Origin of the sequence: Pseudomonas sp. BIGb0164, assembly GCF_024810135.1 — a bacterium.
Classification (GTDB): domain Bacteria; phylum Pseudomonadota; class Gammaproteobacteria; order Pseudomonadales; family Pseudomonadaceae; genus Aquipseudomonas.
In genome coordinates this window covers 302,498-317,298 of sequence record NZ_JANUEA010000006.1, presented here as the reverse complement: position 1 = coordinate 317,298, position 14,801 = coordinate 302,498, and the positions used below count along the sequence as shown (strand labels likewise).

The window sequence follows — 14,801 nt, the reverse complement described above, 5'->3', positions numbered from 1 at the left end:
ACGGCAGCACGGTATTTGCCCTGAAAGTCAGGAAATACGCGGTGCTGCGGGCATTTCCTCGCGTTCGCGCAAGGCGATTTCTTCGCCCAACAGGTGGGTCAGGGCTTGCACTGCCACGGGCAAGTCACGGTCCTTGCGGGCATACACGCCCAGGTCGCTGAAGATGCCACCCTGGTCGCTCAGCGGAATGTGCAGCAGTTCGCCGCGCTGCAGGTCGGCCTCGATACCGATGCGAGTCTGGAAGGCGATGCCCAATTGCTGGCGCGCCAACTGTCGCGCCAGTTCCATGGAGTTGCTGTGCAGCAGGGGCTTGCTCGCTGCCGCTGTGGATGTGTGCAACGGGGCGATGAGGTGATGCACCGACAGTTCGCTTTTGGCCTGGATCACCCCGTATTCGCAGCATTGCCCATAGCTCACCCGCGTTTCACCGGCCAGCGGATGCTCCGGCGTCATCAATGCGCCCAAGCGGAAATGGCCGACGCACAACTGGGTGATTTCGTTGCTGCGCGGCAGGGCAAACGCCAGGCCGAGGTCCGCCTGGCCATTGACCACCGCGCCGGGAATCGACTGCGAACCCTGCACCGTGACGCCAATCGTCACCTTCGGGTAGCGCTCACGCATACGCCGGAGTGCGGCAGGCAGCAGTTCGACGGCGGCCCCTTCCACCGTGGCGATTTCCACATGCCCGGTCTGCACGCCGTGCAAGCCATCCAGTTCACCGCGCACCCGTTCTACATCCTGCAGCAGCAGGCTGATGTGGCGCGTAAGGATCTCACCGGCGGCCGTCACGCGCAGGCCGCCCGGCAACCGCTCGAACAGTGGTGCGCCCATCTCGTCTTCCAACTTGAGGATCTGCCGGTTCACGGCCGACGACGCCACGTTCAGGCGCCGCGCGGCTTCGCGGATCGAATGGCAGCGCCGCACCATGTCGAAGTAGTAGATGGCCGGAGCATGAATACGCAGCTTGCGGTTGAGCATTTTTTTTCAGGTCCTTTTGCGCACGGCTTCAAGCCACAGGGCAGGGCGGCTGAATGGATTTTTGTATCGCCGTCATCTGGCTTATTGTGAGATTGATTGTATACAACTCTATGGACATCCCGTCTTTCCTTTGCATACAGTGAATACACAACAAAAACAGAGACCCCCCCACCATGACTATCCCGAAGGCGTCACCGCAGCGGCCAGAAGATGAGAATCTCGGCGTCGCGGCCAATATGGCTTACGGCCTGCAGCATGTGCTTACCATGTACGGCGGCATCGTTGCCGTTCCGTTGATCGTCGGTCAGGCAGCGGGGTTGTCGCCCGCCGATATCGGCCTGCTGATCGCTGCGTCACTGTTTGCCGGTGGCCTGGCCACGCTGCTGCAAACCCTTGGCTTGCCGTTTTTTGGTTGTCAGTTGCCGCTGGTGCAAGGCGTGTCCTTTGCCGGTGTGGCCACGATGGTGGCGATTGTCGGCAGTGATGGGGCGGGCGGCGTGCCGGCGATACTCGGGGCGGTGATGGCCGCGTCGTTCATCGGCTTGCTGATCACGCCGGTGTTCTCGCGGATCACCAAGTTTTTCCCGCCGCTGGTGACTGGCATCGTGATCACCACCATCGGCTTGACCCTCATGCCCGTTGCGGCCCGCTGGGCCATGGGCGGCAACAGCCGCGCGGCGGATTTTGGCAGTATGTCCAACATCGGCCTGGCCGCGTTGACCCTGGTGTTGGTGCTGCTGCTGAGCAAGATCGGCAGCGCGACGATCTCGCGGTTGTCGATCCTGCTGGCAATGGTGATCGGTACGGTGATTGCGGTATTCCTGGGCATGGCCGACTTCTCCGGCGTGGCCCAGGGGCCGATGTTCGGTTTCCCTACGCCATTCCATTTCGGCATGCCAACCTTCCACGTGGCGGCGATCATTTCCATGTGCATCGTGGTGATGGTGACCCTGGTGGAAACCTCGGCAGACATCCTGGCCGTCGGTGAAATCATCGACACCAAGGTCGACTCCAAACGCCTGGGCAATGGCTTGCGCGCCGATATGCTGTCGAGCATGTTCGCGCCGATCTTCGGTTCCTTCACCCAAAGCGCATTTGCCCAGAACGTAGGCCTGGTGGCGGTGACCGGCGTGAAGAGCCGTTTTGTGGTGGCCACCGGCGGGGTGTTTCTGGTAGTGCTCGGCTTGCTGCCCTTCATGGGGCGGGTGATTGCGGCGGTGCCGACGTCGGTGTTGGGCGGTGCCGGGATCGTGTTGTTCGGCACCGTGGCGGCCAGCGGTATCCGCACCTTGTCCAAGGTGGATTATCGCAACAACATGAACCTGATCATCGTGGCCACTTCCATCGGTTTCGGCATGATCCCCATCGCTGCGCCGAGCTTCTATGACCACTTTCCGAGCTGGTTTGCGACGATTTTCCATTCGGGTATCAGCTCGTCGGCGATCATGGCGATCCTGCTGAACCTGGCGTTCAACCACTTCACGGCCGGCAACTCGGACCAGCAGTCAGTGTTCGTGGCGGGGACCGAGCGCAGCTTGTGCTTCCGCGATGTGTCGGAACTGCGCGATGGCGACTACTTCAGTGGCGGCAAGTTGTTTGATGCCGAGGGCAAGGAGATTCCGTTGGTGGCCGAGGTGCCCAAGAAGTCCGCCAAGCCCGAGACCAGCGAAGTCTAAAACCTCCCCGATATACCTGTAGGAGCTGGCTTGCCAGCGATGACGGCCAGCCAGTCACCACAGCGGTGACGGTTGGATCGCTATCGCTGGCAAGCCAGCTCCTACAGGGTTTCAGCCAGTCGGTGTAGCAACAGGGGTGTTTAGCCGGCCTTGAGTGCGCGGTGCGGCAACGAGCACGCCTCATCCAGAAACTTCACCACCGTGCCCATGCACGCCTGACGTTCTTCCACGTGAGGCATGTGGCTCGAGTCTTCGAACAGTGCCCAGCGCACATCCTCGATCTCATCCAGGAACGGCTTGACCACCAGCGGTGTGGCTTCGTCGTGGCGGCCGGAGATCACCAGGGTCGGCACCTTGATCGCCGACAGCCGGCCAATCACATTCCAGTCCTTCAAGCTGCCGATCACGTGGAACTCGGTGGGGCCGCTCATGGCGTGGTACACCGTCGGGTCGGCATCGACCTGGGCGAACGTGCGTGCCACTTCTTCTGGCCACGGGTTGACCCGGCACACGTGCTGGTCGTAGAAAATCCGTGAGGCAGCCTGGTACTCGGGGTCGCTGTAGGTGCCGGCCGCTTCGTGCTTGAGCAGGGTTTCATGCACGCCTTCGGGCAGCAACTGGCGCAGGCGGTTGGCTTCGCTGACCCAAGTACGCATGCAGGTCGGCGAGTTGGCCGGGATGAATGCGCGCAGGCCCTTGGGTTGCAGGATGGCGTGTTCGCTGCCGAGCATGCCGCCCCAGGATTGCCCGAGGATCGCGTAGTTGTCGCTGATTTGCAGGTGGTCCAGCAGGTTGTTCAGCTCTTCAAGGAACAGGCCGATGGTCCAGAAAGACGGGTCTTTGTCGGGCAAGTGGGTGGAACGGCCATTGCCGATTTGATCGTAGTGAATCACCGCATGGCCGCTGGCTGCGACGTCCTTGAACGCATCGACGTAGTCATGGGTGCAGCCGGGGCCGCCGTGAATGATCACCAACGGTGTACGGCCGGTGGTCAGGTCGCCGGTGACGCGATACCAGGTCTGGTAGGCGCCGAAGGCCGCAAAGCCTTCGCGGATTTTCTCGATGAATTCCATTTCGTACCCTGCTCTTAAAAAAAGGATCAGGGACACCATAGTCGGCAGGGCAGGTTTAGGTAACTAGCAAAACAGCTAGGTTTTGCCGAAGGGTCAGTCCTCCAGCAGGCGGTAATGGGTGGCGCGCACCACCGCTTGCACGCGGTTCTTGGCGCCCAGCTTGTGCATCGCCGAGGCCAGGTGCAGGGTGACCACCGCCAGTGACCGGCTCAGTTGCGTGGCGATTTCGGCGGCGGTCAGGCCGTCGGCGGCCCATTTCAGGCATTCGCGCTCGCGCTTGGTCAGGTGAATATGGGGGTAGCTGCGTAGCGCCTTGCTGAACAGTGGGTAGGCTGCTTCCTGCAATGCATGGGTAATCAGGCTGAAGTCCGCCAGGGTCTGCTGGGCGTCGCGTAATACGGTGCGCGCCTTGCCGGTGCGCAGGCCGGTCAGCGATGCGAAGCCGCCACGGGGCAGGTGGATGGGCACGCTCACGCCGCAGGTGAGTTGCCGCTCATGCAGGTAGGAAGACACCGGGGCATGGCAAGGATCGATGATCTTTTGCAGCGCGGTCTCGGCCTTGGCCTCATAGGACCAGACAAACGGCGACACCGTGCTCAGGGCCAGGTGCTGAACCGGGTCGATCTGATAGAACCCTTCACTGCACCACAAGGCGTGCCAGTCGGACGGGGTGTTGCGCAGCTCCAGCACCGAAGGGGTGATGAGCGAGCCATCCTGGTCGATGGGCACCGGGGTGTAGTCGTACACCAGCGCATCGAAGCCCAACTGCTGGGCGAGAATAAACGTATTGTCCATCTGCTCATCCAGGCTCCTGCCCGGCATCAGACGATTGTTGAAGGCAGTAAGCTTGGCCAGCATCCGTTCTGCTCCCGAATTCATTTGAATCTCGACTTGCGGCAAGTAGAATGCCACGCCCCGGCGAAGGACTGCCAGGCCAAACCTATAAGAAATACTAGGTTATGGACGCACGGCATCCTCGGTAGTGTTGGCCTGATAAACGGCCGCTACCTGCCAGGCCGATACAACACAAGGAATGTATGCATGTGGCGTGAAATTGCCCCCGACCAGCAGTACAACGTGCAAGTCGACGGCCATAACCTCGTGGTCTACAGCTTTGGCGAAGGCGATGAGGTGCTCTTGTGTCTCAACGGCGGCCCGGGCCTGCCGTGTGACTACTTGCGCGACGCCCATGGCTGGCTCAAGGACCATAACCTGCGAGTGGTTGCATTCGACCAGCTTGGCACGGGCGCTTCAGCCAGACCGACCGACGTTTCGTTGTGGGATATCCGCCGTTATGTCGAAGAAGTCGAAACCGTGCGCCAGGCCCTGGGCCTGGGCCGCGTGCACCTGCTCGGGCATTCCTGGGGCGGCTGGCTCGGTATCGAGTACGCCATTTATTACCCCGACGCGCTGAAAAGCCTGATCCTCGAAAACACGGTCGGCGACATTCCGCACCTGTCCCAGGAACTTGAACGCCTGCGCGGCGCCCTCGGCAGCGAAACCGTGGCCATGATGCAGCGCCACGAAGCCATGGGCACCCTGGATCATCCGCAGTACCAGGCCGCGATCACCTTGCTCAACTATCGCCACGTGTGCCGCCTGGACGAATGGCCGGAGCCGGTCAAACGCTCTCTGGGCGACTGGAACATGGGCCCGTACGAAACCATGCAAGGCCCCAACGAATTCCTCTACATCGGCAACCTCAAGGACTGGAACCGCATCAAGGAGATGGGCGAGTTCACGATGCCGATCCTGATCACCACCGGGCAGCACGACGAACTCACCCCGGCCTGCGCCCACCGCATGAAACTCGCGGCCAGACACGCGCAGTTGCACGTGTTCCCCAACAGCAGCCACATGCCTTTTTATGAAGAGCCCCAGGCGTACTTTCCGGTGCTGCTGGACTTTCTCGCTCGTCACCGGGGCTGACGGATGAACCTGGCGCGTTACCGTTTTGTGCTGTCCCGGCCGCTGCAATTGCTGCCGGTGCTGTTTGGCATCAGCCTGATCACCTTTGTGCTGGTGCGCTCGATCCCCGGGGACCCGGCACGCGCGTTGCTGGGCTCGCGCAGCACGCCGGACGCCTTGCTGAAGATCCGCGCCCAGTACGGCCTGGATCAGCCGTTGTGGCTGCAATATTTCTACTTCCTCAAGAACCTGCTCAAGGGCGACCTCGGCCAATCCCTGCTGTACAAGGTCGATGCCCTGAAGCTGATCGTCACACGCATCGAACCCACCCTGGTGCTGGTGCTCGGCAGTGTGGTGCTGGCGCTGTTGATCGCGGTGCCGCTGGCAACCTGGGCGGCACGTAATAAAGGTGGCTGGGCGGATAACTTGATCCGCGTGTTCACCACGGTCGGCCTGGGCATGCCGGCGTTCTGGCTGGGCTTGATGCTGATTTTGTTGCTGAGTGTGCAGTGGGGCTTGTTTCCGGTGTCTGGTTACGGTCGCACCTGGCTCGACAAGGCCCACCACATGGTGCTGCCATGCTTGACCATCGCCCTGGCGCTGTCGGCGGTGCTGGTGCGCAACTTGCGCGCAAGCATGCTGATGGAGCTGCAGGCCGACCATGTCACGGCGGCCCGGGCCCGTGGGTTGTCGGAAGTCGCGGTGTTTCGTCGGCATGTGCTGCCCAATTCCCTGGTGCCCGCGGTCAACCTGCTGGCGGTGAATATCGGCTGGCTGATCAGCGGCACCGTGGTGATCGAAAGCCTGTTCGCCATTCCCGGCATCGGCCAATTGCTGGTGCGCGGCATCTTTACCCGCGACTACATGGTGGTGCAGGGCGTGGCCATGGTGCTGGCCTGCGCCACGGTGCTGATCAACTTCATCGCTGACGTGGTCACTGTGGCCCTCGACCCACGGGTGAAAATGCAATGAGCAGCCGTCCGTTGATTGCGCCCTGGCGCCTGCGCTTGCGTTTCGGTTTTCGCAATGGCCGTCTGACGGCCGCGTGGGGTTTGCTGATTCTGCTGGCGTGGCTGGGGCTTGCGCTGTTCGCCCCGTGGATTGCGCCTTATGACCCGATAGCACAGAACACGGACATCAGTTTGTTCGGGCCGAGCCTGGCCCATCCATTTGGTACGGATAACTACGGTCGCGACATTCTGTCGAGGGTGATCTGGGGTGCGCGCATCGACCTGCAATTGGCCATCGTCGGCGTGATCTTCCCGTTCATGATCGGCACCTTCGTCGGCGCGGTGTCCGGTTATATCGGCGGGCGCTTCGACAGCTTTTGCATGCGCGTGATCGACGTGATCCTGGCCTTTCCCTTCCTGGTGCTGATGCTGGCGATCATGGCGATCCTCGGGCCGGGCTTGAAGAGCTTCTACATCGCCATGGCGCTGGTGGGCTGGGTGTCTTACGCGCGGCTGATTCGCTCGCAGATCCTGGTGCTCAAGGAAAGCGACTTCGCCCTGGCGGCCAAGAGCCTGGGCTTTGGCCATGGGCGCATTCTGTTTCGGCATTTGCTGCCCAATGCGATGTTTGGCTCGATCGTGTTTTCCATGTCGGACGCCGTGCTGGTGCTGCTCAATGGCGCGGCCGTCAGTTACCTGGGCCTGGGTGTGCAACCACCGACAGCTGAGTGGGGCACCATGGTGGCCGAAGGGCAAGCGTTCATCACCACCGCGTGGTGGATCTGCACCTTCCCCGGCGTGGCCATCGTGACCCTGGCCATGGGTTTCAGCCTGCTGGCCGACGGTGTGGCGCAAGTGTTGGGAGATCGCTCATGAGCCTGTTGCAAGTGCGCGACCTCAGCGTGATCGCCAGTAACGCCGGTCGTGATGTCACCTTGGTGGAGCGCGTGTCGTTCGACCTGGCCGAAGGTGAAATCCTCGGCCTGGTGGGCGAGAGCGGCTCGGGCAAGACCATGGCCTGCCGTGGGCTGATGCGCCTGCTGCCGTCGCCCAACCTGCGTGTGCAAGGCGGTGCGGTGCGGCTGGCCGGCCAGGACCTGCTGCAACTGGACGATGCCAGTATGCGCGCCGTACGCGGTGGGCAATTGGGCATGATTTTCCAGAACCCCAGCAGCCACCTGGACCCGTTGATGCGCATCGGCGAGCAGATCGCCGAGGGCATCCGGCTGCATCAAGGTGCCTCGAAAAAAGACGCACGCCGGCAGGCCATCGAGGTGCTGCGCCAGGTCGGTATTCCCGACCCCCAGGCCCGCGTCGACAACTACCCCCACGAGTTTTCCGGCGGCATGCGCCAGCGCGCGATGATCGCAGTGGCGTTGGGCTGCAACCCGAAAGTGCTGATCGCCGATGAACCGACCACCGCCCTGGACGTCACCGTGCAGGCGCAGATTTTGCGGCTGCTGCTGGCGCTGCGTGACGAGCGCGGCCTGTCGATCATCATGATCACCCATGACCTGGGCGTGGTGGCACAAACCTGTGACGCCATCGCGGTGATGTACGCCGGGCGCCTGTGCGAGCACGGCAGCAAATACGAGGTGCTGGCCCATCCGCAACATCCGTACACAGCGGGTTTGATCGACTGCCAGCCTGCCCATAGCAGCGGTCACGCCTTGCTGCGCACGATCCCCGGACAGCCCCCCTTGCTGGACGCATTGCCCGCCGGTTGTCGGTTCAACCCGCGTTGCCCGCAGGTCGGCGCGTTGTGTACCCGCGTGTTGCCTGAAGGTGCGCGAGTGGCGTGCCACTATCCCCTCGGAGGCCAGCCATGAGCTTGTTGCAGATCAAGGACCTTGAGGTGAAGTTTGCCGCGTCCGGCACGGGCGTGTTCGGCCTGAACAAGCAGTGGGTGAGGGCGGTCAATGGCGTGTCGCTGAACCTGGCGGCGGGTGAAACCCTGGGGCTGGTGGGCGAATCCGGTAGCGGTAAAAGCACTCTGGGCCGGGCGATCCTGCACCTCAACCCCATCAGCGCCGGCCAGGTCTTGTTTGATGGCATCGACATGGCCCATGGCAGCGCCATCGACATCACCCGCCTGCGCCATGAAACCGCAATGATCTTCCAGGACCCGTACGCCGCGCTGAACCCGCGCCACACCATCGGTGAAACCATTGCCGAGGTGCTTCGGGTGCAACGCAAGGTCGCGTCAGAGCAGATCCCCGCACGCGTGAATGAGTTGCTTGATCTGGTTGGCCTACGCCCCGAACTGGCCAGCCGCAAACCCGGCTCCCTCAGTGGTGGCCAGTGCCAGCGCGTGGGTATCGCCCGGGCGCTGGCGGTGGAGCCGCGCCTGATCATTGCCGACGAATGCGTGGCGGCGCTGGATGTGTCGATCCAGGGCCAGATCATCAACCTGTTGCTGGAACTGCAACAGCGCATGAACCTGGCGATCCTGTTCATCGCCCACGACCTGGCCATCGTGCGGCGTTTGTGCGACCGCGTGGCGGTGATGTACCTGGGCAAGATCGTCGAGGAAGGGCCGGTGGAGGCGGTGTTCACGGCGCCGCGTCATCCGTATACCGCCGCGTTGATCGAGGCGATTCCCGAGATCGATCCGCATCGGCCGTTGCCTGCCGAACCCTTGCCAGGTGAGCCACCCAGCCCGCTGAATTTGCCCACAGGCTGCGCCTTCCACCCCCGTTGCCGGCATGCCCGGGCCATGTGTTCCGTCGTGTTGCCGCCTACCCATTTCCTGCACGAGCATCGGTACAGTTGCGTGCTTGAAGAACCGTTGCTCTAACCCTCTGCCATTCATTAACAAGGAGTTGTGATATGCAATCGCGCCATTTGAAATTGCTCGCCGCCGCTACATTGACTGCATGGTCCCTCACTGCCGGGCTGGCGCAAGCCGCTGGCGTACTGACCATTGGTTGCCGTGAAGACAGCACCACGTTCGACCCGATCAAAAGCGCGCAAAACCGCGACACCTGGGTATTTGCCAACGTCTATGACACCTTGGTGCGCGTCGACAACCTGGGCACGAAGATGGAACCGGGCCTGGCCGAAAGCTGGGAGATCTCCAAGGACGGCCTGACCTACACCTTCAAGCTGCGCGATGCGAAGTTCTCGGATGGCTCGGCGATCACCGCCGATGACGCAGCGTTCAGCCTGCTGCGCATCCGCGACAACAAGGCGTCGCTGTGGGCCGATCCGTTCAACCTGATCAATACGGCCAAGGCGTCAGACCCGAAAACCCTGGTGGTTACGCTGAAGACTCCGGCTGTGGCCTTCCTCTCGCAACTGGCGTCGCCGACGGTGTCGATCCTGTCGGAAAAAGCCATGACAAAAATGGGCGAAGACGCCTACTCGGAAAACCCGGTGACCTCCGGCGCGTTTACCGTGGATGAATGGCGCAAGGGGGATCGTGTGATCCTGAAGAAGAACCCGAACTTCTGGCAAGCCAAGAACGTGAGCCTGGATGGCGTGGAGTGGGTGTCCGTCACCGACGACAACACGCGCATGCGCATGGTGCAGAACAACGAGCTGGACACGGCGATCTTCGTACCGTTCTCCCGCGTTGAAGAGCTGAAGAAAGACAAGAACGTGGTCATCCACGCCGACCCGTCCACCCGCGAGGATCACCTGCTGATCAACCATGCCCATGGTCTACTGGCCAAGCAGGAAGTGCGTGAAGCGCTGGACATGGCCATCGACAAGCAGTCGCTGGTCAAGACCGCCACCTACGGTCAGGGCACCGTGGCGTATTCCTACATTCCAAAGGGCTCGCTGTACCACTACGCCAACAACCTGCAGCGTCCGTACGACCCGACCGCCGCCAAGAAGCTGCTGGAGCAGGCCGGTGCCAAGGACTTGAAGCTCAACTACGTGGTCAACGCCGGTAACGAAGCCGATGAGCAGATTGCGGTGATCATCAAGGACCAACTGGCCAAGGTCGGCGTGACCGCCAACCTGCAAAAGGTCGACCCGACCCAGAGCTGGCAGATGCTGGTGGACGGTGAGTACGATATTTCGGTGATGTACTGGACCAACGACATCCTCGACCCGGACCAGAAGACCACCTTCGTGCTGGGCCACGACACCAACCAGAACTACATGACCCGCTACAAGAACGACAAGGTCAAGGCACTGGTGGCGCAGGCGCGGATCGAGGCGGACCCGGCCAAGCGTGAGCAGATGTATGTCGAACTGCAGAAGCTGGCTAAACAGGACGTGAACTGGATCGACTTGTACTACAGCCCGTACATCAACATCTCTCGCAAGAACGTGAGCAACTTCCTGCAAAACCCACTGGGCCGCTTCACCCTCGAAGAAGTGGTGAAAAACTAAGATCCAGAGAGCACTGCATACAACTGTGGGAGCGGGCTTGCTCGCGAAAGCGGTACATCAGTCAGTAATTTTTTGACTGATACTCCGCTTTCGCGAGCAAGCCCGCTCCCACATTTAGTTCTCTTGCATACCTGTTATTGCGCGTCGAACGCCTGCCCATTGATGCCGGTACTGTCCGGCCCCATCAGGTACAGGTACACCGGCATGATCTCTTCCGGTGTCGGGTTGTCCGTCGGGTTTTCCCCAGGGTAGGCCTGGGCCCGCATGCTGGTGCGCGTGGCGCCCGGGTTGATGCTGTTGGCCCGTACCGGTGCGACCTTGTCCAGCTCATCCGCCAGGGTTTGCATCAGGCCTTCGGTGGCAAACTTCGACACCCCGTAAGCCCCCCAATACGCCCGACCCTTACGCCCGACGCTGCTGGAAGTGAACACTACCGAAGCATCCTGGGACAGCTTGAGCAGCGGCAGCAAGGTGCTGGTCAGCATGAACATCGCGTTGACGTTCACTTGCATCACCCGCATGAAATTCTCACCGGACAACTGCTCGATCGGCGTGCGCGGGCCGATGATCGAGGCGTTATGCAGCAGGCCGTCGAGGTGGCCGAACTCCTTTTCGATCATCGCGGCCAGCTCATCGTATTGATGGGGCAGGGCGGTTTCCAGGTTGAACGGGATCACCACCGGCTGAGGCTGGCCTGCGGCTTCGATTTCGTCGTACACCTGGGCCAGGTTGGCTTCGGTCTTGCCCAGCAGCAGCACGGTGGCGCCGTGGGCGGCGTAGGTTTTCGCGGCGGCCGCGCCGATCCCGCGACCGGCACCGGTCACCAGGATCACCCGGTCTTTGAGCAATTCTGGGCGTGCGGAGTAATCAAACATAAGCATCCTCGGCAAAAGTTCAGCAGGTTGCAGACACCAAACTTGAAAGCAACGTTGATCCCCTGTGGGAGCGGGCTTGCTCGCGAATGCGGAGTATCAGGCAGAAAATTTGCTCCTGGTAGACCGCATTCGCGAGCAAGCCCGCTCCCACATTTGGAACTTCATTGGTCAGTAGATTCGGTTAACAATCAGCAACTGCACAGTGCGTTATCCAGCACCTTGCGCAGTTCCAGCGGGTGGTCCACCACCACGTCGGCACCCCAGTTGCGCGGGTTGTCGTCCGGGTGGATGTAGCCAAAGGTGACCGCAGCGGTGCGCGTGCCAGCGTCGCGGCCGGATTCGATATCGCGCAGGTCGTCGCCCACGAACAGCACGCTGGCCGGGTCCAGGTCGAGCATCTTGCACGCCAAAATCAGCGGCTCCGGGTCCGGCTTGCTGTTTTTCACATGGTCCGGGCAGATCAGCAGCGCCGAGCGCTCGGCCAGGCCCAGTTGCTGCATGATCGGTTCGGCAAAACGCAGCGGCTTGTTGGTGACCACGCCCCACACCAGCTTGGACTTCTCGATGTCTTCCAGCAGCTCGGCCATGCCGTCGAACAGCTTGCTGTGGATCGCGCAGCCCTTGAGGTAGCGCTCCAGGAACTCCTGGCGCAGGTCTTCAAAGCCTGGGGATTCGGGGTCCATCGAGAAGGTCACGGCAACCATCGCCCGCGCACCACCGGAAATTTCATCGCGGATATGCTGCGGGTTGATCGGCTCAAGGCCACGGTCGGTGCGCATGGCCTGGCAGATGGCGATAAAGTCCGGCGCGGTGTCCAGCAGGGTGCCATCCATGTCGAAGAGTACGGCTCGCAACTTCACAGGCTCACTCCTCGCGCAGGGTCTGGATCATGTAGTTGACGTCCACATCGTTGGCCAGCTTGTAGTGCTTGGTCAGCGGGTTGTAGGTCAGGCCGATGATGTCCTTGACGGTCAGGCCGGCCTGGCGGCTCCAGGCACCCAGCTCGGAAGGGCGGATGAATTTCTTGAAGTCATGGGTGCCGCGCGGCAGCAGCTTCATGATGTATTCGGCGCCGATGATCGCGAACAGGTAGGCCTTGGGGTTGCGGTTGATGGTGGAGAAGAACACCTGGCCACCTGGCTTGACCATGCGGAAGCAGGCGCGGATCACCGAGGACGGGTCCGGTACGTGTTCGAGCATCTCCAGGCAGGTGACCACGTCGAACTGCTCGGGCATTTCTTCGGCCAGGGCTTCGGCGGTGATCTGGCGGTATTCGACGCTCACGCCGGATTCCAGCTGGTGCAGCTGGGCCACGGCCAGCGGCGCTTCGCCCATGTCGATGCCCATGACGGTGGCGCCGCGCTGGGCCATGGCTTCGCTGAGGATGCCGCCGCCGCAACCGACGTCCAGTACCTTCTTGCCGGCCAGGTTGACGCGTTCGTCAATCCAGTTGACCCGCAGCGGGTTGATGTCGTGCAGCGGCTTGAACTCGCTCTCGCGGTCCCACCAGCGGTGGGCCAGGGCTTCGAATTTGGCGATTTCGGCGTGGTCGACGTTGCTCATGGTGAATCCTCTAAACCTGATAAATCGTTTGGTCAGTCCTGAACCCGTGGGTTCAAAACCTTCGTTATTCGGTGTGCCCGCTGATGCGTTGGCCCCAGGCGATGGCCGTGGCGGTCAACTGTTGTTCATCCATGCGGGTCAATTGCCGATCGTCGAGCAACTGCTTGCCGGCGACCCAAAGGTGTTTCACGCAATCGCGTCCGGTGGCATATATAAGCTGTGAGACCGGGTCGTAGATCGGTTGTTGCGCCAGCCCCGACAGGTCGAAGGCGACGATGTCGGCGGCCTTGCCCACTTCCAGCGAACCGATCTCGCTTTCCAGGCCCATGGCCCGGGCGCCGTTGAGGGTAGCCATGCGCAGGGCGCGATGGGCATCCAGGGCGGTGGCCGAACCGGCGACGGCCTTGGCCAGCATCGCGGCTGTACGGGTTTCGCCCAGCAAGTCCAGGTCATTGTTGCTGGCTGCGCCGTCAGTGCCGATGGCCACATTGACGCCAGCCTGCCACAGACGCTCCACCGGGCAAAAGCCGCTGGCCAGTTTCAGGTTCGATTCCGGGCAATGGATGATGCTGGTGTTGCTTTCTACCAGCAAAGCCAGGTCGTCCTCGCTGATTTGGGTCATGTGAACGGCCTGGAAGCGTGGGCCGAGCAGGCCGAGTCGACCCAGGCGCGCCAGTGGGCGCTCGCCGGTCTGTTCGACAGCTTGCTGCACTTCGAAGGCGGTTTCGTGAACGTGCATATGGATCGACGCGTCCAGCTCTTCGGCCATGACCCGGATTTTTTCCAGGTTCTCATCGCACACGGTGTACGGGGCATGGGGGCCGAACACGATTTTGATGCGCGGGTGATGCTTGAGGTCGCCGAACAGCTCGACACCCTGGCGAATGGCCTCATCGGCGGTGCTGGCGCCCGGGATCGGGAAATCGAGGATCGGGAATGCAATCTGTGCACGGATGCCGCTGTTGTGCACGCAGTCGCTGGCAACCTTGGGGTAGAAGTACATGTCGGAGAAGCAGGTGATGCCGCCCTTGAGCTGTTCGGCGATGGCCAGGTCGGTGCCGTCGCGCACGAAGGCTTCGTCGACCCATTTGGCCTCGGCGGGCCAGATGTGCTTTTCGAGCCAGGTCATCAGTGGCAGGTCATCGGCCAGGCCGCGAAACAGGCTCATCGCCGCGTGGCCGTGGGCGTTGACCAGGCCCGGGCTGAGCAGCATGCCCGGCAGTTCGCGCACCTCCGTGGCTTTAAGCTTCAACGCTGCGGCCCGTGGCCCGATAAAGGCAATGCGCCCGTCCCGGATGCCGAGGGCATGCTCCTTGAGCACCACGCCGGCAGGTTCGACGGGCACCAGCCAGGTCGGCAGCAATACCAAGTCAAGCGGGGCAGCAGTGGCGGTCATCGCAGGCTTCTTCCCAGGCAGCTATAAAAGAAGGGCGA

14 protein-coding genes are annotated in these 14,801 nt (G+C 61.9%); 7 read left to right on the top strand and 7 right to left on the bottom strand.

Going from position 1 to position 14,801, the window contains the following annotated elements; translation table 11 throughout:
* Positions 1-27: 27 nt before the first annotated feature.
* Positions 28-978, bottom strand: coding sequence for a LysR family transcriptional regulator (locus M2394_RS18180; RefSeq protein WP_178919870.1), 951 nt, complete (start codon positions 976-978; stop codon positions 28-30).
* A gap of 173 nt (positions 979-1,151) precedes the next feature.
* Here M2394_RS18180 and M2394_RS18175 point away from each other — a divergent pair, with 173 nt between their 5' ends.
* Positions 1,152-2,654 (top strand): nucleobase:cation symporter-2 family protein, encoded by a 1,503-nt coding sequence (locus M2394_RS18175; RefSeq protein ID WP_178919871.1) that lies wholly within the window; start codon positions 1,152-1,154, stop codon positions 2,652-2,654.
* Positions 2,655-2,794: 140 nt separating this feature from the next.
* Here the strand turns inward: M2394_RS18175 and M2394_RS18170 are convergent, their stop codons facing one another.
* Positions 2,795-3,727 (bottom strand): proline iminopeptidase-family hydrolase, encoded by a 933-nt coding sequence (locus M2394_RS18170; protein ID WP_178919872.1) that lies wholly within the window; start codon positions 3,725-3,727, stop codon positions 2,795-2,797.
* 93 nt (positions 3,728-3,820) lie between these two features.
* Positions 3,821-4,585 (bottom strand): LuxR family transcriptional regulator, encoded by a 765-nt coding sequence (locus M2394_RS18165; RefSeq protein WP_178919873.1) that lies wholly within the window; start codon positions 4,583-4,585, stop codon positions 3,821-3,823.
* A gap of 183 nt (positions 4,586-4,768) precedes the next feature.
* Here M2394_RS18165 and M2394_RS18160 point away from each other — a divergent pair, with 183 nt between their 5' ends.
* Genes M2394_RS18160 through M2394_RS18135 form a run of 6 tightly spaced genes read left to right on the top strand, consistent with a single transcriptional unit; the run spans position 4,769 to position 10,929 of the window.
* Entirely contained in the window at positions 4,769-5,656 is an 888-nt protein-coding gene (locus M2394_RS18160; RefSeq protein WP_259173401.1) for a proline iminopeptidase-family hydrolase, read from the top strand.
* A 3-nt stretch (positions 5,657-5,659) separates the two neighbouring features.
* Positions 5,660-6,607, top strand: coding sequence for an ABC transporter permease (locus tag M2394_RS18155; protein WP_259173400.1), 948 nt, complete (start codon positions 5,660-5,662; stop codon positions 6,605-6,607).
* Entirely contained in the window at positions 6,604-7,461 is an 858-nt protein-coding gene (locus M2394_RS18150; RefSeq protein ID WP_259173398.1) for an ABC transporter permease, read from the top strand. The genes M2394_RS18155 and M2394_RS18150 overlap by 4 nt, the downstream gene beginning before the upstream one ends.
* Complete coding sequence (locus M2394_RS18145; RefSeq protein WP_178919877.1) at positions 7,458-8,414, top strand: ABC transporter ATP-binding protein; 957 nt, start codon at positions 7,458-7,460, stop codon at positions 8,412-8,414. The genes M2394_RS18150 and M2394_RS18145 overlap by 4 nt, the downstream gene beginning before the upstream one ends.
* Entirely contained in the window at positions 8,411-9,382 is a 972-nt protein-coding gene (locus M2394_RS18140) for an ABC transporter ATP-binding protein (protein ID WP_178919878.1), read from the top strand. Before M2394_RS18145 ends, M2394_RS18140 begins: the two co-directional genes overlap by 4 nt.
* 32 nt (positions 9,383-9,414) lie before the next feature.
* Positions 9,415-10,929: an ABC transporter substrate-binding protein gene (locus M2394_RS18135; protein WP_178919879.1), complete on the top strand. Its 1,515-nt coding sequence runs from the start codon at positions 9,415-9,417 to the stop codon at positions 10,927-10,929.
* A 134-nt stretch (positions 10,930-11,063) separates the two neighbouring features.
* On the opposite strand, the gene M2394_RS18130 is transcribed toward M2394_RS18135, so the two are convergent.
* From M2394_RS18130 to M2394_RS18115, 4 genes are all read right to left on the bottom strand, one after another.
* Positions 11,064-11,804, bottom strand: coding sequence for a YciK family oxidoreductase (locus M2394_RS18130; protein WP_259173397.1), 741 nt, complete (start codon positions 11,802-11,804; stop codon positions 11,064-11,066).
* Between the two features lie 188 nt (positions 11,805-11,992).
* On the bottom strand, positions 11,993-12,664 hold the full coding sequence (gene mupP, locus M2394_RS18125; RefSeq protein WP_178919881.1) for an N-acetylmuramic acid 6-phosphate phosphatase MupP: 672 nt from the start codon (positions 12,662-12,664) through the stop codon (positions 11,993-11,995).
* A 4-nt stretch (positions 12,665-12,668) separates the two neighbouring features.
* Entirely contained in the window at positions 12,669-13,367 is a 699-nt protein-coding gene (ubiG, locus tag M2394_RS18120) for a bifunctional 2-polyprenyl-6-hydroxyphenol methylase/3-demethylubiquinol 3-O-methyltransferase UbiG (RefSeq protein WP_003189760.1), read from the bottom strand.
* 64 nt (positions 13,368-13,431) lie between these two features.
* Complete coding sequence (locus tag M2394_RS18115) at positions 13,432-14,763, bottom strand: TRZ/ATZ family hydrolase (protein WP_259173392.1); 1,332 nt, start codon at positions 14,761-14,763, stop codon at positions 13,432-13,434.
* Positions 14,764-14,801: the final 38 nt, after the last annotated feature.

Excerpts from the sequence above, each read along its gene's own strand:
- M2394_RS18140 (WP_178919878.1), top strand. The coding sequence starts at position 8,411 with ATGAGCTTGTTGCAGATCAAGGACCTTGAGGTGAAGTTTGCCGCGTCC.
- M2394_RS18145 (WP_178919877.1), top strand. The coding sequence starts at position 7,458 with ATGAGCCTGTTGCAAGTGCGCGACCTCAGCGTGATCGCCAGTAACGCC.
- M2394_RS18170 (WP_178919872.1), bottom strand. The coding sequence starts at position 3,727 with ATGGAATTCATCGAGAAAATCCGCGAAGGCTTTGCGGCCTTCGGCGCC.
- ubiG (WP_003189760.1), bottom strand. The coding sequence starts at position 13,367 with ATGAGCAACGTCGACCACGCCGAAATCGCCAAATTCGAAGCCCTGGCC.
- M2394_RS18175 (WP_178919871.1), top strand. The coding sequence starts at position 1,152 with ATGACTATCCCGAAGGCGTCACCGCAGCGGCCAGAAGATGAGAATCTC.
- M2394_RS18135 (WP_178919879.1), top strand. The coding sequence starts at position 9,415 with ATGCAATCGCGCCATTTGAAATTGCTCGCCGCCGCTACATTGACTGCA.
- M2394_RS18150 (WP_259173398.1), top strand. The coding sequence starts at position 6,604 with ATGAGCAGCCGTCCGTTGATTGCGCCCTGGCGCCTGCGCTTGCGTTTC.
- M2394_RS18155 (WP_259173400.1), top strand. The coding sequence starts at position 5,660 with ATGAACCTGGCGCGTTACCGTTTTGTGCTGTCCCGGCCGCTGCAATTG.
- M2394_RS18130 (WP_259173397.1), bottom strand. The coding sequence starts at position 11,804 with ATGTTTGATTACTCCGCACGCCCAGAATTGCTCAAAGACCGGGTGATC.
- M2394_RS18160 (WP_259173401.1), top strand. The coding sequence starts at position 4,769 with ATGTGGCGTGAAATTGCCCCCGACCAGCAGTACAACGTGCAAGTCGAC.
- M2394_RS18180 (WP_178919870.1), bottom strand. The coding sequence starts at position 978 with ATGCTCAACCGCAAGCTGCGTATTCATGCTCCGGCCATCTACTACTTC.
- M2394_RS18115 (WP_259173392.1), bottom strand. The coding sequence starts at position 14,763 with ATGACCGCCACTGCTGCCCCGCTTGACTTGGTATTGCTGCCGACCTGG.
- M2394_RS18165 (WP_178919873.1), bottom strand. The coding sequence starts at position 4,585 with ATGCTGGCCAAGCTTACTGCCTTCAACAATCGTCTGATGCCGGGCAGG.